General features: G+C 43.9%; 17 protein-coding genes. 14 read left to right on the top strand and 3 right to left on the bottom strand.

Features of this window, described 5'->3' with window-relative positions:
* The first annotated feature begins 6 nt into the window (after positions 1-6).
* From ACOOEY_RS13895 to ACOOEY_RS13865, 7 genes are all read left to right on the top strand, one after another.
* The gene (locus ACOOEY_RS13895) at positions 7-294 is read left to right on the top strand and encodes a cell division protein ZapA (RefSeq protein WP_420385324.1); all 288 of its coding nucleotides are present in this window, start codon (positions 7-9) and stop codon (positions 292-294) included.
* A gap of 51 nt (positions 295-345) precedes the next feature.
* On the top strand, positions 346-1,911 hold the full coding sequence (rny, locus tag ACOOEY_RS13890; protein WP_420385323.1) for a ribonuclease Y: 1,566 nt from the start codon (positions 346-348) through the stop codon (positions 1,909-1,911).
* 135 nt (positions 1,912-2,046) lie between these two features.
* The gene (locus ACOOEY_RS13885) at positions 2,047-3,807 is read left to right on the top strand and encodes a LytTR family transcriptional regulator DNA-binding domain-containing protein (RefSeq protein WP_420385322.1); all 1,761 of its coding nucleotides are present in this window, start codon (positions 2,047-2,049) and stop codon (positions 3,805-3,807) included.
* Between the two features lie 188 nt (positions 3,808-3,995).
* Positions 3,996-4,223, top strand: coding sequence for a response regulator transcription factor (locus ACOOEY_RS13880; protein WP_420385321.1), 228 nt, complete (start codon positions 3,996-3,998; stop codon positions 4,221-4,223).
* 167 nt (positions 4,224-4,390) lie between these two features.
* Positions 4,391-7,576 carry a tail fiber domain-containing protein gene (locus ACOOEY_RS13875; RefSeq protein WP_420385320.1) on the top strand — a complete coding sequence of 1,062 codons (3,186 nt, stop codon included), beginning with the start codon at positions 4,391-4,393 and terminating at the stop codon, positions 7,574-7,576.
* A gap of 6 nt (positions 7,577-7,582) precedes the next feature.
* Positions 7,583-12,400 carry a tandem-95 repeat protein gene (locus tag ACOOEY_RS13870; protein ID WP_420385319.1) on the top strand — a complete coding sequence of 1,606 codons (4,818 nt, stop codon included), beginning with the start codon at positions 7,583-7,585 and terminating at the stop codon, positions 12,398-12,400.
* An 8-nt stretch (positions 12,401-12,408) separates the two neighbouring features.
* Positions 12,409-12,876 (top strand): hypothetical protein, encoded by a 468-nt coding sequence (locus ACOOEY_RS13865; RefSeq protein WP_420385318.1) that lies wholly within the window; start codon positions 12,409-12,411, stop codon positions 12,874-12,876.
* 353 nt (positions 12,877-13,229) lie between these two features.
* Here ACOOEY_RS13865 and sucD read toward each other — a convergent pair whose 3' ends face one another.
* A complete protein-coding gene (gene sucD / locus ACOOEY_RS13860) occupies positions 13,230-14,105 on the bottom strand; it encodes a succinate--CoA ligase subunit alpha (RefSeq protein ID WP_420385317.1) in 876 nt (291 codons plus the stop codon).
* Between the two features lie 393 nt (positions 14,106-14,498).
* On the opposite strand from sucD, the gene ACOOEY_RS13855 reads away from it, so the two are divergent.
* Genes ACOOEY_RS13855 through ACOOEY_RS13845 form a run of 3 tightly spaced genes read left to right on the top strand, consistent with a single transcriptional unit; the run spans position 14,499 to position 17,388 of the window.
* Positions 14,499-15,959 (top strand): SLC13 family permease, encoded by a 1,461-nt coding sequence (locus ACOOEY_RS13855; protein WP_420385316.1) that lies wholly within the window; start codon positions 14,499-14,501, stop codon positions 15,957-15,959.
* A gap of 1 nt (position 15,960) precedes the next feature.
* Entirely contained in the window at positions 15,961-16,689 is a 729-nt protein-coding gene (locus ACOOEY_RS13850; RefSeq protein WP_420385315.1) for a nitroreductase family protein, read from the top strand.
* Between the two features lie 9 nt (positions 16,690-16,698).
* On the top strand, positions 16,699-17,388 hold the full coding sequence (locus ACOOEY_RS13845) for a hypothetical protein (protein ID WP_420385314.1): 690 nt from the start codon (positions 16,699-16,701) through the stop codon (positions 17,386-17,388).
* A gap of 70 nt (positions 17,389-17,458) precedes the next feature.
* Here ACOOEY_RS13845 and ACOOEY_RS13840 read toward each other — a convergent pair whose 3' ends face one another.
* On the bottom strand, positions 17,459-19,111 hold the full coding sequence (locus ACOOEY_RS13840) for a M28 family metallopeptidase (protein WP_420385313.1): 1,653 nt from the start codon (positions 19,109-19,111) through the stop codon (positions 17,459-17,461).
* An 82-nt stretch (positions 19,112-19,193) separates the two neighbouring features.
* Here ACOOEY_RS13840 and ACOOEY_RS13835 point away from each other — a divergent pair, with 82 nt between their 5' ends.
* Positions 19,194-19,892, top strand: a complete 699-nt coding sequence (locus ACOOEY_RS13835; RefSeq protein ID WP_420385312.1) for a hypothetical protein — start codon at positions 19,194-19,196, stop codon at positions 19,890-19,892.
* A 122-nt stretch (positions 19,893-20,014) separates the two neighbouring features.
* Here the strand turns inward: ACOOEY_RS13835 and ACOOEY_RS13830 are convergent, their stop codons facing one another.
* Positions 20,015-21,283 carry a replication-associated recombination protein A gene (locus ACOOEY_RS13830; protein WP_420385311.1) on the bottom strand — a complete coding sequence of 423 codons (1,269 nt, stop codon included), beginning with the start codon at positions 21,281-21,283 and terminating at the stop codon, positions 20,015-20,017.
* Between the two features lie 265 nt (positions 21,284-21,548).
* Here ACOOEY_RS13830 and ACOOEY_RS13825 point away from each other — a divergent pair, with 265 nt between their 5' ends.
* The 3 genes from ACOOEY_RS13825 to ACOOEY_RS13815 all read left to right on the top strand — a co-directional run bounded on the left by ACOOEY_RS13825 (position 21,549) and on the right by ACOOEY_RS13815 (position 25,050).
* The gene (locus tag ACOOEY_RS13825) at positions 21,549-22,925 is read left to right on the top strand and encodes a cytochrome ubiquinol oxidase subunit I (protein ID WP_420385310.1); all 1,377 of its coding nucleotides are present in this window, start codon (positions 21,549-21,551) and stop codon (positions 22,923-22,925) included.
* 2 nt (positions 22,926-22,927) lie between these two features.
* On the top strand, positions 22,928-23,962 hold the full coding sequence (gene cydB / locus ACOOEY_RS13820; protein WP_420385309.1) for a cytochrome d ubiquinol oxidase subunit II: 1,035 nt from the start codon (positions 22,928-22,930) through the stop codon (positions 23,960-23,962).
* A 191-nt stretch (positions 23,963-24,153) separates the two neighbouring features.
* Entirely contained in the window at positions 24,154-25,050 is an 897-nt protein-coding gene (locus ACOOEY_RS13815; RefSeq protein WP_420385308.1) for an alpha/beta fold hydrolase, read from the top strand.
* The last annotated feature ends 7 nt before the right edge of the window (positions 25,051-25,057 follow it).

Raw genomic sequence — 25,057 nt, 5'->3', positions numbered from 1 at the left:
AGATAAATGGATCTTCTATCAATAAAACTTAAAATAGGAGACCGCGAGTATCCGATGAAGGTGAAACCGGAAGAGGAAGCCCGGGTACGAAGCGCAGGTAAGTTCATCAATGAAAAACTTAAATCTTACAGAGAAAAGTTTGGAATTGATGACAAAGAAGATTTGCTGGCAATGGTAGCATTCGACAGTATGGTAGCTAAGCTAAAAACTGATGAAGAGTCGACTGCAATCGATAGCACAGCAGAAAGCACTATTGAAAACCTGGATAAACTGATACGCGACACCCTCTCTTAATCATACATCAACTCACAGAATTGTTGGCCTCCTCATAGATTATAAATACTTATGGGAGATACGCTAACTATATTGTTGGTAGCCATCGGAGCGCTGGCTATTGGCTTTTTGCTTGGAAGGTTCCTGCTTCAAAAGCTGAACAAAAAAGCAGCCTTAGAACTGGAAGAAAAGGGAAAACTCATTATCAAGGAGGCTGAACTAACAGCCGAAAATATCAAGAAAGACAAAATTCTCGAAGCTAAAGAAAAGTACTTTAAGCTCAAGGCAGACTTTGAAGAAGAGGCAAACCGAAAGAAAAATCAGATCATTTCTAACGAGAATAAGCTCAAACAACGTGAGTCTAAACTCAACCAGCAACAGTCTGAAATCAATAGAAAAGATGCTGAACTGGAGAGCCTTAAAGAGAATGTAGAAGCCCAGCTTGAGATTGTCAGAAAAAGAAAAGAAGAACTTGAGGGCAAAGTAGAGGAGAAAGTGAAAGAGCTTGAAAAGCTTGCTAACCTTTCTGCCGATGAAGCTCGGGAACAACTGATAGAAACGTTAAAAGACGAGGCCGAAAGCAAAGCTTCAGCACTGGTAAAAGACATCATTGATGAAGCCAAACTATCGGGAGCCAAAGAAGCCAAGAAGATCGTAATAGAATCAATTCAGAGAACGGCAACTGAGCATGCCATTGAAAACTGTGTCTCTATTTTCAATATCGAAAGTGATGAGATTAAAGGTAAAATCATTGGCCGCGAAGGAAGAAATATCAGAGCCCTTGAAGCAGCTACCGGTGTAGAGATCATTGTAGATGATACGCCAGAAGCCATCATTATCTCCGGCTTCGACCCGGTGAGACGGGAAATCGCCAGACTCTCATTGCATCGCCTGGTAACGGACGGAAGAATCCACCCCGCTCGTATCGAAGAAGTGGTCAATAAAACTACTAAGAACATTGAAGAGGAAATTTCCGAGATAGGAGAAAGAACTGTCATTGATTTGGGCATTCACGGTTTACACCCGGAACTGATCAAGCTTGTGGGTAGAATGAGATTTAGATCGTCCTATGGTCAGAATTTACTTCAACACTCAAGAGAAGTAGCGAACCTCTGTGCTACTATGGCTTCTGAGTTGGGCCTAAATCCAAAACGGGCCAAGAGAGCAGGACTGCTTCATGACATTGGTAAAGTATGGCCCGAGGAACCAGAAATGCCACACGCAGTTCTGGGCTTTGAACTGGCAAAGAAATACAAAGAACATCCAGAAGTATGTAATGCTATTGGCGCCCACCACGATGAAATGGAAATGACCTCAATGATCTCTCCTTTAGTGCAGGCCTGTGATGCCATATCCGGTGCCCGACCAGGAGCAAGACGAGAGGTGATGGAATCCTACATTAAGCGCCTGAAAGAACTGGAAACACTGGCTCTCAATTTTGAAGGTGTCAATAAGTGTTATGCGATTCAGGCCGGTAGAGAACTGAGAGTAATGGTAGATGCTGAGTCCGTGACTGATAACCAGGCAGCACAACTCTCCTTCGATATCTCCCAGAAGATTGAAAAGGAAATGCAGTACCCGGGACAAATTAAGGTCACTGTGATCAGGGAAATGAGAGCAGTGAATTATGCGAAATAGTATTGAGCTATTCCAAGATAACTAACTGAGGGGCTGTATTTTAGCCCCTTTTTCTTTTAATACTCAGATAAAAACAACTCAATAACCCTTCAATATACTTGTGTAAATACTCACTTCCCTATATTTTGCCACTGCGTGTGTGTTTCCAGAATTACCCTAATACTACTCCTGGTATGTAGCTCCCTGCTACATGCTCAACGAGACTTTCAAGACCTTAAGTCTGACATTTTACAGGCTGAGACTGAATTGAAACGCCTGGAGGGACTTATTACTCTAGGTAGTGTTTATAATCGCACACAGGTAGACAGTATTTATTTCTATGCCGACTCTCTGGCTAACTCAGATTATCAAAACCCAGACCTTGCTTTAGCAGGTAAGCAATTTCTCGAAGCCATTGCATCCTATCACCAGGGAGACCTGAACAGAGCTATCGGTGAACTTGAAATCAGCAGAAGGGCCTTTCAGGACCTCGGTTTCAAAAGTCTGCAGGTTAGGGCCATGAACTTCCTGGGTATTGCCTACACCAGAACAAATGAACTGGAACAGGCACTGGACATACAAAACGAAATGATTGCTCTCTGCGGAGATGATCCCGAATATACCTCGGCAAAACGATCGGCCTATGGAAATCAGGCCAATGTCTATAAAAGATTAGGTGAATTCTCCAGAGCTATCTACAGTCTCGAAAAGACCATAGAGCTTTCAGAGGGAGACACCATCGGCCCTATCAGTATGAGCTACTTAAGCCTTGGCCAGATGCTCACCAGTCTAAGACTTTATGAAAGGTCTTTAGATGCTTATAGAAATATAAAGGTAGAATATGTACCCTCGGAGTCTGTTGCGGGAGCTGTCTATGCGGGAATGGGGCAGGTCTTTATGGAAATGGACAACCTTGACTCCTCCTATTATTATTTTAACAAAACCTATGAAGTCACAAGTGCTTCCGGCCATTGGCAACAAACACTTAGACCTCAACTCGAAATGGCCAAGATAGCTGTCCTTTGGGAAAAACCCGAACTGGCCCAAAAGCACATTGAAACAGGCACTTCCCTCCTTGCCCAATACAGGTTTCCGCCTCCAGCCAGAATTGACCTTTATCTGGCAAAGATTCAGTTGAAAATGCTCACAGGTGAGCTGGAAGAAGCCAGAGCCTTTGCTGTTGAATTTGAAGAATTCATTAACAGGAATTCAATTGTCCATCTCTCCAAGAATGGTTTCCGCATTATGTCTGAACTATATCAGCAACTGGACGACACCGAGACAGCCCTAAAATATGAAAAGCTTTACAGTGACCTTGAAATCTCTCCTCAGCGAATTTCCGAGAATGCCAGAATTGCTGAGCAAAGATCTCAATTAGCTCTGCTGGAAAAAGATGACATCATAGAGCAAGAGTCTGCTCAAAAAGCCTTTTATCAGGGATTAACTTTCCAAATCGTGGCAGTAACAGTTCTTTTATTGGGAGCTACTATCTTTCTTTTTAGATATTATCGAAAGGAGAAGTCCGAAAACATCAGTAAGGAAAGTCAATTGACAGAAATCAAAAGTGAACTCGATAAACTCGCGAAAGAGAATAATCAGGACATTGAGCATATTACACTAAAAAGCAAAGCACTCATCAGATTGAATGATCTGAATTACATTTCCTCAGATGGCCCCTATCTGGAATTACACCTCATTTCAAAAGAGAAGCCCGAAGTAGACAGGAATACGCTCAAAAATATCATTAGCGAATTACCTTCCAAACGCTTCATTCAGGTTCATCGAAGCCACATCGTTAATATCGACTATGTCAAATCTGTATACTCCAGTAAAGTGGTAATGCAGGACGGCACGGAACTAAGTGTCAGCCGGAGTTTCAGGGAGAAACTTGACTCAATTCTTAATAACAGAGCCTAACCATTCATACCATATTTATTGTCATTCGTGACAATAAATTAGTCAGTGGTGTCTAAAAAGACCATTACCCCCATGTCGTTCATGACAAGGAACAGGTTGATCATAACATTAATCTGAATCTGAGTTTTTCAATCACCAAATTTAGTAACAAGAATAAGTACTCTAATTAGGGTACTTCACCACTGACAATGACCAACAGAATTCAGACTAGAAAGAAGGAAATTCTCGATTCTCTTTCTGCAAGAGAATTAGAGATCCTTGAGCAAATGGCAAATGGCCATTCGCGGAGTGAAATAGCTACAACCTTGTCTATTTCTGTTCTCACTTATGATGAGCATAGAAAAAACATAAGAAACAAGTTGGGACTACAGTCTCATGCAGATTGGGCCCTGGTCATTATGGCAGTCATGTCATAAACTCACTCAAAAGATATTGAAAGCAACACTGACGCAATCATTAATAAGAAATAATAGTCGGTTTAGTTGAGTCTCAAGTCGGGGCCACGAACGGTGGCCCTGACTACTTTACAGCCGAATAGAATAACATCAACAATAGTATCTAGTCACAACCAAAATAAAACGTAATGAAAAAACATCTACTCTTTGTTTCAGCATTGATGCTCTTGCTAGGGCTCAATCCCACCCTGGCTACTCCCTTTCAGGAGGGTGCAGCCACAGTTGCCCCGGAAGGCAAACAAATGAACTTCCAGGGTACTCTATATGAAAATGGAGCCCCGGTTACAGGGGAAAGATCATTTACCTTCTCTATTGACTTAGGAGATGGTAACTCCTGGACGGAGACACAAGCCAATGTACAGGTAATTGAAGGACTTTATGCCGTAATTCTGGGTTCTATCAACCCCATACCGGAAGATCTCTTCTATGATGTACAAGGTAGAACCATGACTGTTAGCATTGGTAATACTGTACTGGGAAGTACCGAGCTTCTTGCTCCCTTCTCTCCCAAGCCAATTGGTCCGACAGACGATCTCCCAAGAAGAATCGACATTGATAATACCACAACAGATTCTGATACTATATTCTTTTATAATATCAGTTCAGACAATATTGGACCCGGTTCACAAAGAGGCTTGCAGATTGATATGACCGGAGCAGGCTTCAAAATGGCCCTGAGAGGTAACGTTAAGTCACAGGCTGGTGATGGCCATGGAGGTATAGCCATTATTGGTAGTGCCATTGGTGAAGGCTCAGGCAACCATGAAGGCGTTAGAGGCCAGGCATTTGGCGCAGGCCAAAGCAATGCCGGTGTACTAGGTCTTGCAGGTGGCCCTGGAAACGGAGCAACAGGATACGAAGAAGGATCATACAACACCGGTGTAGTTGGATACGGACAGAGTAACCCTTGGGGTAATACTGGTGTCACCGGTTACGCAGTTGGTAATCAAGGGGTAGATAATATTGGAGTTGTAGGTATTTCCAGTGTTGGTGCCGAAGGAGATACTGAGGTAGAAAATAAAGGTGTACTAGGCCGCGCAGAAGGCTTAGGCGTTAACAAAGCCATTTGGGGTCGTGCCATGAATGGTGTTGAAAACTGGGCTGGCTGGTTCGAAGGAGATGTAGCCGTTCAGGGAGGAAGTAATCTGAATGTTTACGGCCCTAATCCAGATGACAGTATCAAAGTACAGTTGAACTATTTTGAGCCAAACCATTCAGGTTCGGTACTCACTTTTGGACATAACAAAACAAGAAGATCACTCATTGGTAGTGATGGAGACAGAACTGGTGGACTGTTACACCTGTATGACTCTCTCGATCGCGGAGTAGCACAACTTAGAGCCACCAGAAGAGCAGGCGACTGGGTTACCGATCAAAGACCTCATGGTCAACTTTCACTATGGGGACCAGAAAGTCAGAACTTCTATCTGGGTGCCAGAGTGTGGGAAGAAGACGGTGCCGATGCCGGAACTATGCAGTTATTTGGCAAACCAGTGGAAGACCCTAACAACCCTGGCGTATTCAATCCAGTAGAAGGAATTTTCATGACTGTACAAGACTTTGGTGACGGTCAGCAAGGTATGCTCCAACTCGGTAAAGAAGGTGAAGGCTCTGCGATATTAAACAGAGACAACCTGCTTCAACTGACTGACCTTGTCAGTGGTCAATCCAAGCATAGATTTGAAGTAAACGGACAAAACTCTGGTGTAATCAAATTAATGAGTGCTGTAGACTCTGTTAATGTACTTATTGATTCAAACGGAGAAAAAGCAGGTCTTATTCACCTGAATGACTCCCTTGGCAGAGTGAATGTAGGTTTAAGAGCACATGCTGGAGGCGCAGGTTATATGTACCACTCAGCAGGTGTCGAAGGTATCGGAGAAACCCGTGTGACTGCACAGTACTGGGGTGGTGTTGCACCTTACATTAATCTGATTGGCAGAGACGAAGCAGGAAATGCTACAGGAAGAGCCCAGATGGGTAGCTTAGAAGGTTTCGCAGGTTCAGGCTTCAGAATTACAGATAGTAACTTCAGATGGTTGGCCACTGTACAAGGCGATGCCACCAACGGTGGTTCAATTACGCTGGAAGGCCCTAATTCCTCTAACTTCTGGTTAGGTCAGAAAAACTGGCAAGACAGCAATCTGCCATTCATGGGTATGCGAGGCGGATATTCAGAAGATGATGGTAACGGAGGCAGCTATAACCCAGACCTGCTTCAACTGGAAGTTAACAGAGATGATAGCAATGGTATTGAATGGGGGCAAATCAACTTTGGTAAAGTAACAGAGGCTGGAGTACAAATGCTTTCACTCAGCTATGATGATGTTCAGAGAATCGTAAACCCTGATCAACTCTTTGTAAATGGACCATCTGGGAACGAAGTGGCCGCTTTAAGAAGAAGAGGTGGTGGAGATTTCGGTATGGCCGAATTCAAAAATGGCAACGGTCAGCTAAAAGCAGAAATCGGTTCGTTCGGTGATGATTCAGGTTTCATGCAGCTATACGCACCTAATGGAAGCAAGAACATCCAAATGGGCGGAACTGATGGTAACAGAGACAGAGGTATGCTAAGAATTTCAGGTACTACAGAAAATAATCTGGTAAACCTGGAAGTAGTGGCAGATGAAGCAGGAACTGAGTATGGTGCATTCTATGTACAAAACACCAGTGGTGGCGGATTCGAAACAGGCTCAAGATCATGGGAAAATAATGGCCTGGGAGGTCTTCGCTCATATGCAGCACTTAAAGGAACTCAGGACGTAGACGATGGCAACGGTGGTACTTACCGTCCTTGGTTGGTAGCTCAGGAAGTTCATGACGATGGCAATGGAGAGTATGCTACTTTAAATGTAAACTCAACCAACGGAAGCAATATTAGCCTGAATGGTGCCAATGGAGATATCTATATCTCAGGTGTATTAAATCAGTCATCAGATGCTCGTTTGAAGAAGAATGTGCACACCCTCACCTCAGGTCTTGCCATTGTAAACAAACTGAGAGGCGTAAGATATAACTGGAAAGATGAAGCAAGAACAGAGAATAAGATTGGATTCATCGCTCAGGAAGTGGAGCAGGTTCTTCCGGAACTGGTACAAACCAGAGAAGACGGTTTCAAAGGTGTAAACTATGCAGAAATGACTGCAGTACTGGTTGAAGCTGTCAAAGAACTTACCGCGCAGGTAGAAGCACTTAAGGCCGAAAATGGTCAATTGAAAGCAGAAGCATCGAAAGTTGAAGCCATGGAAGAGCGCTTAGCTAAAATCGAAGCTTTGCTATTGAATAATTCAAAAGTTAACGCTGATCAAAAGTAATCTCAGATGATTAGCCTAAAACGAATTTTTAACCTCAGATACCTGACAGCCACATTGCTGTTGTTCGTCCTGGCATTCCATGCACAAGGGCAAGACAACAATGATGCAGCTAAAAATGAGCGCATGGCCACAACCAGTGGTGGATGGGTGTCAGGGGGTATTTATACCAGCTTTATCTCGGTAGGGCACAATGGTATAAGTTCCTTGATCTCAGTCAGTGAAGGCGACACGAAATACGAAGGAAACTTCGGGTTCATAGTCCCTCTCATTGAGAAGGTCGATCCGAATCAGGCTCCGGTAGCAGTGACTGCCAAGAAGTCCATATTCTATAACCTGGGTGATGTACTCAGATTGAATGGCTTCGATCCTGATGGAGACGAAATAGAGTTTATCATAACCAAAGCACCGGAGAAAGGTGAATTAGCCAGCACAGGTATCAACCCTGGCCGATATACCTTCACCCCTGGCAGTGATTTGCTTCCAGGCAACGGATATAAAGACACCGTCTGGTTCAAAGTAGCCGAAGTAAGTGGTGATATGCTAGAGTCGAATGTTGGTTACTTCCCGTTCATTTTCAATGTTCAGGATGAAGCCCATGAAATCACTAACATGGTTGTGGGTAGCAGTTCAGAGTCGGCCAAAACCTTCGACCTGGAGCTAACCGATAACAGATTCAATGCGAACTATAATGTTAGCGTTAGCTATCTGGACCTGTCGAACCCTACAGCTCCTCAGTCTGTTTCAATTGTTGATGAGACCTTTGCCCTGGCCAATTTCACAGCCGATGGAAATAAGTTAACCACCAGCATTGGAGTTACACAAGCTGAGTATCCATACTTGTTCAGTGCGGAGCAGGTGGTTTTGATCACTCAGGTTTCTACTGCATCAGGATTTGATGATGATGAAGTATTTGTACTGGAGAACACAGGAGAAAGTGGTTCAGGTGGTGCTATCAGAAACCTGGATACAGATGCCAGCTTCTTTACAGATAGTGGAGATGATCCAAAACCATTAGAAAACACTACTTCAGCCGATGGACTTTTCTTTAGTTATGCTTCAGAAAAACAAACGCCAGAGAACACTTCAGTTCTACTGAATCTGTATGCCCTTGAATTAGGTGATTTCGACCTGAGTAATGCCAGCATTGCCATTACGAAAGATCCAAAAACAGGGACAGCAACTTCTCCGGTTTTAGTCAAGTCGAGTGAAAGCCTTGCTCAATGGACTGTGTCTTACAATCCGGTAGGTGAAATAGGTTACCTCGACTCTCTTGAGTTTACCGTAACCAGTGCCGACCGCGATTTTTCAGTAAGCTCTTATGCCAAAGTGCAGGTAGTAGATGTGAATGATGCTCCTACCCTTTCATCAGTGGCAGATCAGTTAATTGACGAGGACGAGGCAGGAACGGTAGATCTTACTTTCGCTGATGTTGATAGTGAATTATCTCTAACAGCTACTTCTTCTGATCCAACCAATGTTGCCGTATCGGTTAATGGAAGCCAGCTCACGTTGACTCCTGCCAGCAACTACACCGGAACAGTAAGCATTACTGTGCTGGTGGAAGAAGTTGAAACGGACGAAGGCTACTCCAAACTGGAAACATTTGAAGTAGAAGTGGCTCCTGTTAATGATTCACCAATCATGGCAGCCATTACAGATCAGACCATCGATGAAGACAATGTATTTACTTACACCTTGTCCGCTTCAGATGTAGATGCTGCGGTGCCGTTATTCACGTTCAAAGCCACACCAGATGTACAGGGAGCTGCTACAGTTGCTATTAATGGAAACATTATGACTGTCACTCCGGCAGCTAACTATAATGGTATCATCAACTTCAGCGTAACAGCTGATGACAGGCTGGGTACTAATACCTCTGTTTCAGAAGTAGAAAACTTTGCCTTGAACATCAATGCTGTTAATGATGCCCCTGTAGCAACGGCTACCATTCCGGCTCAGACTATGCTTGATGAACTACCTGCCTATATCATTGATATGGGAAGTTACTTCGAGGATGTTGAAACGGCCGATGCGGACCTGATCATTACCAATGATGCCAGTGGAACACTGTTTACCCTATCAGCCAATGGCAAAAACGTAACGGTAAGTCCTATCTCAGGACAATCAGGTTCTGAAGACGTTACCTTTACCGTAAGTGATGGAGAGTTGACAGTAACTCAAACAGTAACATTTACTGTGGAGACTAATAATACAGACATCACCACTACTGGTATTCAGGACGTGGCAGTTGATGAAGACTTCACCACATATACAGTTGATCTCAGTGGAGCATTTACTGATACCGGTGATGCTAATGCTGTCTTTACTTATACGGTTGGTGGACTAAGTAATCTCTCTGCTACTGTAAGCGGAACAGACCTTATCCTGACGACTACTGAGGATTTCAATGGAACAGAAAACCTATTCCTGATCGCCTCAGCCAACGGTAAGTCATCTTACACTTCATTCGACATTGTGGTGAACCCTGTCAATGATGCTCCAAGCCTTGGAACAGCAAGCAATCAGAGTATTCAGGAAGATGGTCAACTGAGCGGAGTGTTCATGACCTTTGACGATATAGATACTGATGCAGCTAACCTGACATTCTCGGCTACTTCGTCCGATGAATCAGTGATTGCTACTTCAGACATCTCCATTGTTGAAAGTGCTTCAGGAATAACCCTGTCAGCCAACACTATTGCTAACGCCTCAGGAAATACTACCATTAATGTGGAAGTAAGTGATGGAGAGTTTACTGCAAGCCAGTCATTCAGCATTACTGTTCTTTCGGTCAATGATGCGCCAACAGTTGTAGGCACCACCATTGCCGGAGCTACTGAAGATGCAGCTTATACACAAGACCTGAACGGATTATTCGATGATGTTGATGGTGACAACCTCAGCTTCAGCCTAGAGAATAATCCTGATTGGCTAAGTGTAGCGAATGGTAGCCTTAGTGGAACTCCTGCCAACGAAGATGTAGGAAGCAACAGTTTCTTCATTACGGCAAGTGACGGTTCAGGAGGAACAGTAAGACAGGAATATACTATTAGTGTAACCAATACCAATGATGCGCCTGTGGTAGCCTCTCCGGCAGCGGATATTACTGCTACAGAAGATGTGCTACTCAGCTCATTAATTGCCTCATCAGTATTTAATGATGTAGATGGAGACGATCTTACCCTTAGTGCCAGCTTTAGCGGTGCAGACTGGTTAAGCTTCGATGCTGTTAATAACAGATTCACGGGAACACCAACTAATGATGATGTGGGCACCGTGAATATTACCATCACCGCCTCTGACCCTGATGGCGAAACGGTTTCAGATGATATTGTATTGACAGTTGTCAATGTCAATGATTCGCCAACTGATGTAGCCATTTCAGGACTGAGTGTCGATGAGAACAGTAATATAGGAACCGTAATTGGTGCCTTAACAACCTCTGACGTTGATGCCGGAGATAGCTTCACTTACGAATTAGTTGACGGAAGCGGTTCTGACAATAACGATTCATTTACCATCAGCAATGAAGAACTGGTTTCTAATGCTGATATCGATTTCGAAGCAGCCGCCACCTTGAGCATCAGGTTGAAAACTACTGATGCTGCCGGAGCAACATTTGAGAAAACATTTACAGTTACTGTAAATAATGTCAATGAAGCACCAACAGCACTCGATATCGATAATGTAAGTATCGAAGAGAATGCAGGAGCCAATGCGGCCATTGGTGCACTCAGTTCTACTGACGAAGATAGCGGTGAAACCTTCACCTACTCTTTGGTAACAGGAACAGGTGATACTGACAATGCCAGCTTCGATATCAGCAATGGAGAATTGGTTGCGAAAAACAGCTTCAACTTTGAAACTAAGGCTTCTTACTCCGTAAGGCTGAAGACTGAAGATGCCGGTGGCCTGTCATTTGAGAAAGCCATAAGTATTTCTGTAACCAACGTCAACGAGGCTCCAACTGCCATCGACATCAATGCTACATCAATTGATGAGAATTCAACAGTTGGAAGTGTCATTGGCTCATTGTCTACAACCGATGAAGACAATGGTGATACATTCACCTACTCTTTAGCCTCTGGTGCAAGCGATAACGATGCCTTTGGTATAGACGGTGCTAACCTGATAACAGGAGCTGAGCTCGACTTCGAAGCCAAATCTTCCTATGCCGTAGAAGTAACTTCTACTGATGCCGGAGGAGCAAGCTTTACTAAGTCCATCACCATCAATGTAAACAATGTGGCTGAGCCATCCATTGCTGCCATTGACGGATTGGTATTCGAGCAGATTGATATTGCTGAGACTTCTTCTAAAACCTTCACTGTTGAAAACACAGGTGATACTGAGATTGAAGTGACCAGCATAAACTTACCGGATGGTTATTCTGCCAATACTACGGCATTCACTGTAGCTGTTGGAAGCTCCACCAATGTAGAAGTAACCTTCGCTCCATCTGAAGCAAGGACTTATGCAGGAGATATCGTTATGCAGTCAACAGTTGGTGAAACCAGAATCAGTGTAACTGGTGAAGGAACCATTGTGACTGGCATTGATGACGATATCATCGATAGTGAGGAAGTAGGACTTTATCCGAACCCTGCACAGCATATCGTAACCATAGATTTAAGTGAAATACCACAAATGCTTCAGCCTGACCTGGCCATTGTTGACCTAAGCGGTACTGCCGTTTGGAAGAAAGATGATGTACAGGAGAGAAAAGTTGAAGTTGACGTAAGTCGCTACCCTGCCGGTACCTACCTGGTAAGAGTGGCTACTGAAAGAGGTAGTGTAGTGAAAAAGCTGATTATCATTAAATAGTTATGACAATGAAGAACATAAAAATCAGCCAATCGGTACGCAGTGCCTTTAAACTGATATTTGGATTGCTCATAGTGTTAACCATCGCCTCTTGTGGAGGCGGTGGTGATGACACTCCCACTCCACCAGAAGAAACACCTCAGGAAATTGCTCAGGCTTTACTTGAGAATAACTGGACAGTGGCCAGTGGCGGATCAATCAGTTTAGACGGATCAGATGTTTCCAATCGCTATGATGGATTCAGCCTTGATATTGAAAACGGAACCTTTACCACTACCAATGCTGGAGATCTTTTTCCGGCTACCGGTACATGGCAATGGGTAGGAACAACAGATAATCAGGTGACGACAGGTAATGGAAAAAGTATAACCATTACTGAGCTCAGCACCACGCGATTTGTTTTCAGTTTTCTGAAAACCGATCAGAACGTGGCGGCCGGAGTGCCTGGTAATTATGTAGTTACATTAACCAGATAATACTTCTTCAACCAAGATGTATAAGAAGGCTCAGCAATCAAATTTCAAAAATACCAAGATTACGGTATTGAGACTGGGACTGCCAAATGTGACCTTTATATCGTCAGTAAAGATTCATATAGTAGTCTGATTTAGTTGAGTCTCTTGGAAATGGGAACCGCAGATGGCGGTTCCCGTTACCTCTTCCCTGAAAGCCATGACAGAAAAAGCAATCAATACCATTTCCAAACTAGCCACCAAGATTTCCAACTCTTTCGAAGTGTTGATTCTAATTGCGGTGATCATCTTCATCATCTTTTTTTGAGCATAAAAAAAGGGACCTAAAGTCCCTTCTCAATATCTATTTACAGGAATTACCCTTTTAATACTTTAGCCATTGTTTCACCAATGTCTGCAGGAGATTTCACCACGTGGATTCCACACTCTCCCATAATTCTCATTTTGGCTTCTGCAGTATCTTCAGCTCCACCGATGATAGCACCGGCATGTCCCATTCTTCTACCAGGAGGCGCTGTTTGACCGGCAATAAACCCAACGACAGGCTTCTTGTTACCAGTGCTCTTAATATATTCTGCAGCCTGAGCCTCATAATTACCACCAATTTCACCAATCATTACGATGGCATCAGTTTCAGGATCTTCCATCAACAACTGAACAGCATCCTTAGTAGGTGTACCAATGATAGGGTCACCACCAATACCAATGGCAGTAGAAATACCCAAACCAGCTTTCACCAATTGATCGGCAGCCTCATAAGTCAAAGTACCTGACTTAGACACCAAACCAACTCTACCCTTCTTAAATACAAAACCAGGCATGATACCCACTTTTGCCTCATCCGGAGTGATTACTCCCGGACAGTTAGGTCCAATCAGAACTACATCCTTGCTCTTGATGTATTCTTTAGCTGTAACCATGTCTTTCACCGGAATACCTTCCGTAATGGCAATGATCACTTTTATACCTGCATCGGCAGCCTCCATAATGGCATCAGCGGCAAATGCTGGTGGTACAAATATGATAGACACATTAGCACCAGCTTCTTTTACAGCATCTTCTACTGTATTGAAAACAGGTCTGTCCAGGTGAGTTTGACCTCCCTTACCAGGGGTAACTCCGCCTACGACATTGGTACCATATTCTATCATCTGACTGGCGTGGAATGTACCTTCAGAGCCGGTAAATCCCTGCACAATCACCTTTGAATCTTTATTCACTAAAACGCTCATTGCAACGGGTTTAAATTTGTGGCAAAAATAGAACATAAAATGGGTTGACCAAAGGGAATATTAAGTATCAGGCCTGTTCCATCATGGTAAATAGCCGTTTATAAGTTGAATAAATTCTTTAACACATTTTAACCGAAAATTTTTATTCACAATGAAACTATTCGGTCCATCGGGACGTCTAATAAGCAGAAGTTAATTCTGAAATAAATAAGCAAGTCAGTAATCCACAGAATTAAATTCTAAGAGAAGACGTTTAAAACATAGTTAGTTAGTTTTTAGTATTTTAAGGTTGAAGATGAGAAAAGCCCCACTCCGGGGCTTTTTTCTATTATGGCCAAATGGTCATCTTCATGGCAGTCTGATGAAATATGCTATTTTCGAATTTCATCAAGAATGACCAAAGCTTTGAACCAGCCACAGTTCAATGGAGCAAAACTGTTCGGGCTAATAACCGGACCACTCCTGTTTACCATATTCATGTTCTTTCAACCGGAAGGTGTGCTCAATGAGAATGCCTGGAAGGTCATCGGTGCAGCTTTGTGGATGGTGGTTTGGTGGATTACAGAAGCCGCCCCCATTCCGGTAACTGCCCTGCTTCCCATTATTCTCTTTCCGCTAACTGGCGTATTTACAATAGACGAAGCCACTGCACCTTATGCCAATAAAATCATCTTCCTTTTTATGGGAGGTTTCATGTTAGGACTCGGTATGGAAAGACATAACCTCCATAAACGCATTGCCCTTACCCTGATTAAGAAAACCGGCACCAACCCCAACGGCATCATTCTGGGCTTTATGCTTACAACTGCTTTCATTTCCATGTGGATCAGCAATACGGCTACGGCAGTCATGATGCTTCCCATTGCCCTTTCCATCACCCAGCTGTTGGATATTGATGAACATGCCAGCCAGGGTAAAAGACGCTTCGCCTTAGGCTTAATGTTAGGCATTGCCTATTCAGCCAACATTGGTGGTACAGCCACCATTATCGGAACACCTCCCAATGTAGCGTGGGTGGGGTTCATGAACGATATGCTTGGTTTTGAGGTCACCTTTGCCAAATACCTCATCATAGGTCTACCCATTTGCATCATCATGCTGGTAATTACATATCTGATGATCACTAAAGTCATGTATCCCAGCAAACTAAAGAGCTTGTCAGAATCTGCTCAGGTAATTGATGATCAGCTGAAAGCCCTGGGTAAGGTATCTAAACCCGAAAAGTATGTAGCCATCATCTTTGTTGGTACAGCCCTGACATGGATTCTGAGAGGCTCCATCAATAACTGGCTGGATACTAACCTGCTCAACGACTCCATTATTGCCATAACAGGCGGCATACTGATGTTCATCACCCCGGTAAAACTAAGAGAAAACCAGTTTTTGATGGAGTGGGAATATACCCGAAAGTTACCCTGGGGAATTCTGCTCCTATTTGGTGGTGGGCTGACATTGGCTAAAGCCATGGAAAAGTCAGCTATAGTAGAGTTTGTGGGAGAAAGCATAGCCGGTGGTGGCGACATTAACCTACTGCTACTGACAGCAGCCTTAACCGCCTTCATGCTGTTTATGACCGAAATTATGAGTAATGTCGCCCTGACAGTCATTTTTGTACCCGTTGTTATTGGGGTCTCACAATCGCTGGGGCTTAATGCTATGTACCTAACCATACCGGTTACGCTGGCGGCCAGCTATGCCTTTATGATGCCTATTTCTACACCACCTAATGCCATTGTATTCTCCAGCGGAATGATCAGAATGAAAGACATGATTCGGGCAGGTATACTGCTGAACGTCATTGCCATAATTCTATTAGTGATATTAAGCAAGACCTTAGTTCCTCTGATTTACTGACATGAAAGAAACAGCCAAAGTATTTGACCAACTCATCCGGGAAAGAAGGTCTGTAAGAATCTACGACCCTGAGGCTGAGTTCGATCACGATGCAGTTCAAAGGAGTTTAGAAAGAGCAGTGCTGGCTCCCAACAGCAGCAACATGCAACTTTGGGAATTCTATAGAATTCGGTCTGAAGAAGCTAAAAAAAGTGTTGCCTGGATGTGTATGAATCAGAAGGCAGCCAAAACCGCCCATGAGTTAGTCGTCATAGTCGCGAGAAGAGACCTCTGGAAAAAGAGACAAAAGGCCTTGGTTCAGGAAATGAAACGGGTGTATCCCGATACTCAATCCAAACAGGCCAAAAGAGCCATGAACTATTACCAAAACCTGATACCCAAATACTATTGGAGCGACTGGTTCGATATCTGGGGCCTGATCAAAAAAGGAATTTACTTTTTTGTGGGACTCAAACGCCCTATGGTACGCCATGGAAACAGAACGGATATTAAAATATCTGTCCACAAAAGTGCCGCTTTGGCTGCTCAGAACTTTATGATGAGCATGAAAGCTGAAGGCTATGACACCTGCCCAATGGAGGGAATGGATTCATTGAGAATCAAACGTTATTTAAAGCTCCCTTCGAAAGCTGAGGTGGTGATGGTAATTGGTTGCGGCCCCGCTGCTGAAGAAGGAATCTATTCCGATCGCTTCAGAGTACCGAATAAAGAAGTGATATTTGAAGTATAAATGAAGTCTATGAAAACGAAGTTCTTTATCAAAACATTGGTCATTGTTTGCCTGTTGAGCACTACATCCTGTGTCAGCTTCTGGGAAAAAGTCTTCCTGAAAGCAGATGGCAGCGGCACCTATACCTTTTCTGTAGATATGAGCAACATCATTGGTATGCTAGCCGGCACAGAAGAAGAAATGGATACTGACAACTTGCTGGAAGAACTCAACATGGATGAGGCGGGCACCAAGGCCAGGCTTGAAGCCATTAATGGCGTCAGCAATGTAAGACCGGAGTTCAACAAAGAGACAAATATGCTTTCTATGGTATTTGATTTCGATAATATCGATGCGTTGAATGAAGGCATTAGTACTTACCTACACGATAGTACTCAGACTGAGGTAATCCAATACGAAATCTACAGCATGAATGGCAAGTCGATTGAAAGGTCGGGCATTAACCTATTGATGGATACCTTCCAGAAATCCCTACAGGAGACTTCTGAAGAGGAAGGTGAAGAACTGAGTGAAGAGCTATTGAAGATGATGTTTAGTGATATGTACTTTGCTACTGAACTTCAACTTGAAAAGAAAATCAAATCCTTCTCAAATGAAGAATACGAGCAGGAAGGTGAACACAAACTCGTATGGAAGACATACCCCTTCAATGAGTTGAACAACAAAACCGAAATAGCAGTGAAGGTAAAGGTTAAGTAATTGACCTGTTTCATTAAAAAAGCCCACTGCCTTAACAGGACAGTGGGCTTTTTGCTTTATAACTCTCTATTTATTTCTTCTTCATACTCATATCAGAGTCACGCTTAGCCTTGAACTCTGAACCTTCATTCCATTGAGGCCAATAAGTTTCATTCGCCAGTCGATAGCCAACATTAAAGAGTAGTTTGGCATCCTGAGCTATACCTTTTAAATCCCACTCTTCCGGCTCATAATTATCTTGTGGCTGGTGGTATTTAACAGCCAGATATTCCTTGGTCTTCTCGTCAATAAACTCAATTCCCTTTTCTTTCGACTCGTAGGAACCAGAAGCATACAGTGCAGGAATTCCCACCTTGGCAAAATTGAAGTGATCGGAACGGAAGAAATATCCCTTTCCCGGATCAGGATCGGGGATAACATACCTGCCCTGCTTCTTAGCCTCAGCTGTTGCATAGTTATCCAACTCCGACTGTCCATAACCTGTAATGGTCAAATCCTTCATCTCACCATATGCAGGTAAACCATCGATATTGATATTAGCCACTGATTGGTTGGGTGGGAAGATTGGGTTCTGCGCATAGTAGGCTGAACCTAAAAGCCCCTGCTCCTCAGCAGTAACAAAGAGAAAGACAAATGATCGTTCAGGCTTTGTCTCCAACTTGGCAAAAGCTTCAGCAATGGCCAATAGCCCTGTACTACCTGAAGCATTATCATGTGCTCCATTATAAATTGAATCACCATCAATTGGTTCACCGACACCAAGGTGATCCCAGTGAGCAGAGTAGATAACATATTCGTCAGGTCGGGTTGAACCCTTTAGCAATCCAACCACATTTCTGGAGAGATCCCTTTTCACTTCATTCTTCACGCTAACCGTAGCAGTTAAACCCATGGCAATCGGTTTGAAATCCCTGCTTTTGGCTATACCAGAGTAATCCTTAATGCCTGCTGCTCTGAAAAGCTCAACAGCTGTACTTCGGGTTATCCAACCCTGAATAGCACATTTATACCCTGCATTGGCATCATCAAGGTTCAACTTGGCACCAGTCCAGGAGCTTTGAACCACCAACCAGGGATAACCGGCCGGAACAGTTTCATGAACGATTAACACTCCTGCCGCACCCTGCCGAGCAGCCTCCTCATATTTATAAGTCCAGCGACCATAGTAAGTCATTTCCTCTCCTTTAAAGAAGGTAGAATCGCCTGAACTAAATCCAGGATCATTCACCAATACTACCACTGTTTTCCCTTTGACATCCAAGCCTTCATAGTCGTTCCATCCGTATTCAGGAGCTACAATTCCATAGCCTGCATAGACCAGCTCTGAGTTCTCTATACCTACTTCAGCATCGGTTTGTTCAGTGTAAACCACCACATCCTTATTCGTTTGGAACGTCATGATCTGCCCGGCACCCTTCACAATCATTTCCGGAGATTGAGTACCGGTAATTTCAACCAAAGGCACATCCTGGAAGTAAGAATCCCCATTGCCGGGAGCAACTCCCATAGCCTTTAACTCTGATTCCAAATAGTGAATAGTCTTTTCCTCTCCTTCCGTGAAAGGCTTTCTGCCCATAAAATCATCGGAGGCCAATACCTGCATATGCCTGTCGATAGAAAGTGTATCGATTACAACTTGAGGTTCTGAAGTTTCGGAAGTTCCTCCACAGGCACTAAGTAGTACTAAACTACCGAACAGTATTGAATGCTTAAGGTTTTTCATAAATCTCATGATGCATTGAAGTTATGGAAAATTAAATCCTAAATAAATTGATCTCATTTAACTAAATAATTAGTTTTATTTAATGAGAGCACTTATCAGCCTGAGCTTAATATGTATTTGCCTTAACTCATTTGCCCAAAATGACCTTTTAGGTCTCTGGGAGGTGAACGAAGTCACTGTTGGTGATCGCCAATTGACTCCCACTGCCAAGTGGTTTCTATTTGAGAAAGACGGCACTCTCACCTCGGGAAATGGCAACATCGAAAACTTTGGAGGTACTTTCGAATACAATTCTTCCAACAAAGAGCTGATGCACAGCAATGGGAAAGAACCCGACCCCTATGGGCCATTTAAGACACGGCTCACCGATTCTCAAATGACCTGGGAGCGTATGGAAGATGGAATTAAGGTGGTGGTACAACTATCCAGGGTTGACAAAAAGCCAAAAGCGCCTTGGGACTTACTTCAGGGCGGTTGGCAAATTAGCAAGAGTGAGGGAGTCGATCCGGAAACCGGGAAAGTAAAATCCCTCTATGACATTGACAAAGAACGCTATTTCTTCATGTGGGACCGGGCCTACCGAAAGTTTAACAGCACAGGTCAAATGATAGAAACGGGAGTCTGGCACATAGGCGGCCACTCCAATGAAGTATGGACCATCAGCAATGCAGATAATACCAAAACCAAATGGCAGCTAAGCTTTGAGGATAATGTCATGATTTGGTCTCAGAAAAGAGGAAATGAGATGATCAAGGTTCATTTTGAGAGGAATGAGGATTAAAGCTTCTCACTACCCGCGCCCATGCTGCGAAATGGTCACCGCAGAGTTCGCTAAGAACGCAAAGAATAGAGTAATCATCTAACTCATTTTCAAATCAACTTATTACCAAATTTTCAAATTACTCAATACCCATACTTCTCCTTCCACATGGCTTTAAGACGCTTGCGCATTTCTTCCTCTCTGGCATTAGCTCCCGGATCATAAAGCTTAGTCCCCTTGATTTCTTCAGGTAGGAATTCCTGTTGTACGAAATTGCCCGGATAGTCATGGCTGTACTTGTAACCCTGTCCATAACCCTCTTCTTTCATAAGTTTGGTCGGTGCGTTACGGATGGGCATGGGAACTGACAGATCTCCCGTTTTTCTGACCAATTCCTGAGCCTTACCAATCGCCAGATAAGCCGCATTACTTTTTGGAGATGAGGCGAGATAAGTCACCGCCTGCGAAAGAATAATTCTTCCTTCCGGATAGCCGATCATGTTCACCGCTTGAAAAGCATTGGTAGCAATCACCAATGCGGTGGGGTTGGCATTGCCGATGTCTTCCGAAGCCAGAATCACCAGCCTGCGGGCAATAAACTTAATATCCTCTCCTCCTTCAATCATACGGGCCAGGTAGTAGACTGCAGCATTCGGATCACTTCCCCGAATTGACTTGATAAAAGCGGAAATCACATCATAGTGCATATCGCCCGTCTTATCATAGGTAGCCACCCGTTGTTGGGCAATTTCTTTCACCAGGTCGTCAGTCACGACTGCCGGATCTCCTTCAATATTTTCTACCACCAGATCGAGCAGGTTGAGCAGTTTTCTCGCGTCACCACCCGAAATATTGAAGAGTGCCTGAGTTTCTTTCAGTTCTACCTGGCGCTTGCTCAAAAACTCATCCTTTTGCAGCGCCAATTCCACCAATCTCAGCAGGTCTTCCTTAGACAAGGACTTCAGGGTATATACCTGGCTTCTGGAAAGCAAAGCAGAGTTCACCTCAAACGATGGATTTTCAGTGGTGGCGCCAATCAGGGTAATATCCCCCTTCTCTACTGCCCCAAGTAAAGCGTCTTGCTGAGACTTGTTAAAGCGATGAATTTCATCTATGAATAAGATGGTATTGGATTGGAATCTTGCCCGCTGAATTACTTCCCGCACCTCTTTTACTCCCGAACTGATGGCACTCAGAGTGAAGAAAGGCGCCTCTACAGAGTTAGCGATGATATTCGCAATAGTGGTTTTACCCACTCCCGGAGGTCCCCAGAGAATCATGGATGGTACCTTACCCGCTTTGATCGCTCGTCTTAGCACCCCGTTTTCACCTACCAGATGTTCCTGACCGATCAGGTCATCCAGCGATTGTGGTCTAATTCTTTCGGCCAGTGGTTTGCGGGTAAAATCCATACCGAAAATTAGGAATGTCAGCCGAGACCATCCACATCAGACCAAAGAATTTCTCAAGCTTTCTTGTCACCTGCTCTCTCCCATACCGTCTCTGTTTGCTGTTGATGAGGGCACCACAAAATTTATAGTCATTTCATCAATAAGAAACCGATTTTCAGGAACACCTCGTCCCGTTTATGGGTTAGTTCAGTGTAACAAATGTTACTTCCTTTCAATTGTCACCGCTTACCTTTGAAGGAAACATTGAACATCACAACTGTCAGTTATGGATGTAGAAATCTTAGCCCGAATTCAGTTTGCCTTCACAGTGGCATTTCACTACATCTATCCTCCCCTCAGTATCGGATTGGGTTTGGTGATGGTTTTCATGGAAGGTCAATACCTGCGAACCAAAGACAAAACCTACGAAGTACTGGCCAAGTTCTGGACTAAGATTTTTGCTTTAACCTTCGGTATTGGAGTAGCTACCGGTATTGTGATGGAGTTTGAATTTGGCACCAACTGGGCTACCTATTCCCGTTATGTCGGAGATATATTTGGAAGTGCCCTGGCGGCTGAAGGCATTTTTGCCTTCGCTCTGGAGAGCGGCTTCCTGGGAGTTTTGCTTTTTGGCTGGAACCGGGTAAGTCCGAAAGTTCACTTTATCTCCACCATTGGAGTATGGCTAGGTAGTATGTTTTCGGCCATATGGATTGTAGTGGCCAACAGCTGGCAGCAAACCCCTGCTGGTTATCATGTAGTGGGTGAAGGCATCAATGCCCGAGCTGAAGTGACTGACTTCTGGGCCATGGTTTTCAACCCTTCCAGTGTGGAGAGAATTCTTCACGTTTGGATTGGTGCTTTCCTGGCCGGAGCTTTCCTTATCATTTCGGTTCATGCCTATTACCTGCTAAAAGGAAGACATATTGAGTTGTCCAAGAAGGCCATTAAGATCGCCCTGAGCGTTGCGCTGGTCGCGTCCCTGGCACAGTTGGTTACAGGTCATGCCTCAGCCGAGGTAGTGGCAGAACATCAACCCGCCAAACTGGCTGCCATGGAAGGTCACTACGAAGAGAATGCTCCGGCCGATCTGTACCTGTTTGGCTGGGTAGATCAGGAGAGTAAAGAAGTAACCGGTCTGGCCATTCCTGGTGGACTGAGTTTTTTGACACATCAGGATTTTGATGCCCCTATTCAGGGACTTGATGGTTTCCCTTCAGATGAAATCCCCGGACAAGTCAATGCTGTTTTTCAGTTCTATCACATCATGATTGCCATCGGCATGGCATTGATAGGCCTGACCATATTTGCGGCCTTTCTATGGTGGAGAGGTAAACTCTTTGATCATAAATGGATGCTCAGAATTCTGGTGATCTCGGTACTCTTACCTCAAATTGCCAATCAGGTCGGATGGTTTACGGCTGAAATGGGAAGACAACCCTGGGTAGTATATGGTTTGCTAAAAACCTCTGATGCACTTTCGGAGGTGGTCACTGCCAACCAGGTACTCTTTTCACTCATCTTGTTCTTCCTTATTTATGCCTTACTCTTCACATTATTCATTTATCTATTGAATAAGAAGATTAAAAAGGGTCCTGATGAGTCGCCAATGATTGACCAACGACCCAGACAAAGAGATTTAAGTAACGCATTTACCAGTTAAGTATGGGAGCATTTTTAGGAGTTGACTATGCCACCTGGTGGTTTTTAATTGTAGGAGCCTTATTCTCAGGCTATGCCATCCTCGATGGTTTCGATCTGGGAGCTGGTGCCTGGCATCTGTTTCTTAAAAAAGAAGAAAGCAGACGAATTGCCCTCAATGCCATAGGTCCGGTTTGGGATGGTAACGAAGTATGGCTGGTAATTGGCGGAGGAGCACTTTTTGCCGGTTTCCCTGTGGTTTATGCCAACATGTTTTCCGCCATGTACATCCCCTTTATGCTCTTTCTGGCCGCATTGATCTTCAGAGCTGTCGCCATTGAGTTCCGCTCAAAAGAACCCATGCTCTGGTGGAGAAGGATGTGGGATGTCAGCTACAGTGTAAGTAGCATTCTGCTGGCTGTACTATTAGGTGTGGTACTGGGTAATATTCTGATCGGAATACCGCTGGATGAAAACAAACAGTTTACCGGAAGCTGGCTAGACTTCCTGAACCCTTATGCCATCATGGTTGGCATTACTACCCTGGCTGCCTTTATGATGCACGGTGCTATATACCTGGGACTAAAAACGAAAGGCAAGCTCTATGAGCAGGTATATCAGTTTCTGAAAAGAGCGATTATCTTCTTTATCATAAGTTTCGCTCTGGTTACGGTTTACACACTGATATACATTCCTCACCTGACCGATAAGATTAGCAGAAATCAGTGGATGTTTATTATTCCCGTAATCGCCTTCTTGTCTATTGCCAATATTCCAAGACTGGTTACGAAACGAAAATTTCTGCATGCCTTTTTGTTCTCGGCACTAACATTGGCCATGTTACTGGTGATTGTAGCATTGGAGCTCTACCCGGTGATTATCTTCAACCCTGCCGATCCGGCCAATCACATCACGGTTCATAATTCAGCATCATCATCTAAATCACTAAAGATTATGCTGACCATGGCTGCTATTGGTATCCCTCTTATTGCCACCTACACCTACTTTGTTTATAAAACCTTTTGGGGCAAAGTGGAGCTGGATGAACATAGTTATTAATCAGAAGCCCGAAGATGGCATTATCTTAAAGTGGACCGTATTATCTGCTTTCAGAAACGTTCTGAAAATTAATTATTAGGCTTTCAGCAAGCTCACTTCCACTCCCGAGAGATTTCTTCCGCTCCCTTAAAAGCTAAAAAAGATCAGGCATCAGCATTCTACTTTTGAGCAACACAAAAACTCAAAGTATTATGAAAAAGATAGCCATAACCCTTATGATCACCATAGTCACCATGAGTGCTCTGATGATGATCACACACCATGCCCATGCCTCTACCAATCCTCAGCTTAAGGTGCGTGTCATTGGCAAAGGTCAGCCAATGATTATGATACCCGGACTTACTTGTGATGGAGCAGTTTGGGATACTACCATTGAAGCCTTAGGCGACAAATACGAATATCATGTTTTCACCCTGCCTGGTTTTGCCGGTCAGCCTCCACTGCAAGATTTGGACGCAGGTTTCTTCGCTCAGATCAAAGCCATGCTCTATGACTACATAGAAGAGAATAACATTGAGAACCCAATCATTATGGGACATAGCCTGGGTGGTTTCCTGGCACTTCAAATAGGCATTGAAAAACCTGACTTGGCTCAAAAACTGGTAGTAGTAGATGCATTGCCTTTTATGACAGCTATTCAGATGCCTACCGCTACAGAGGAGAGTGCAAAGCCCTTTGCTCAGAATATGAAAGCGCAAATGCAAGCCGCAGCTAATCAAACCGATGAGCAGAAAAGAGCCTATCAGCAAGCCTCTCTGCAAAGCCTTATCCGTAACAAGGATTACATCAACCTCGCCACAGATTGGGGTGTGAGCAGTGACATGAACACTGTAGCTCAGGCCATGTATGAAATGTACACGACTGACATCCGTGGTAAACTTTCCACCATCAAAACCCCAACTTTGGTACTCGGAGCCTGGGCGGCTTACGAAGCATATGGTTCAACCAAAGAGAGTGTCATGAATATGTATAAAGCCCAGTACGCCAAACATGAACATCTCGATCTCGATATTTCAGACACTGGTTATCACTTCATTATGTGGGATGATCCTGAATTCTTCCACAATTGGCTTAACAAATTCCTTTAAGCACAAT

Origin of the sequence: Roseivirga sp. (assembly GCF_965216855.1) — a bacterium.
In the GTDB taxonomy this organism is placed as follows: Bacteria; Bacteroidota; Bacteroidia; order Cytophagales; family Cyclobacteriaceae; genus Roseivirga.
The sequence above is the reverse complement of the archived record's forward strand: the minus strand, read 5'-3'. Positions and strand labels throughout refer to the sequence as shown.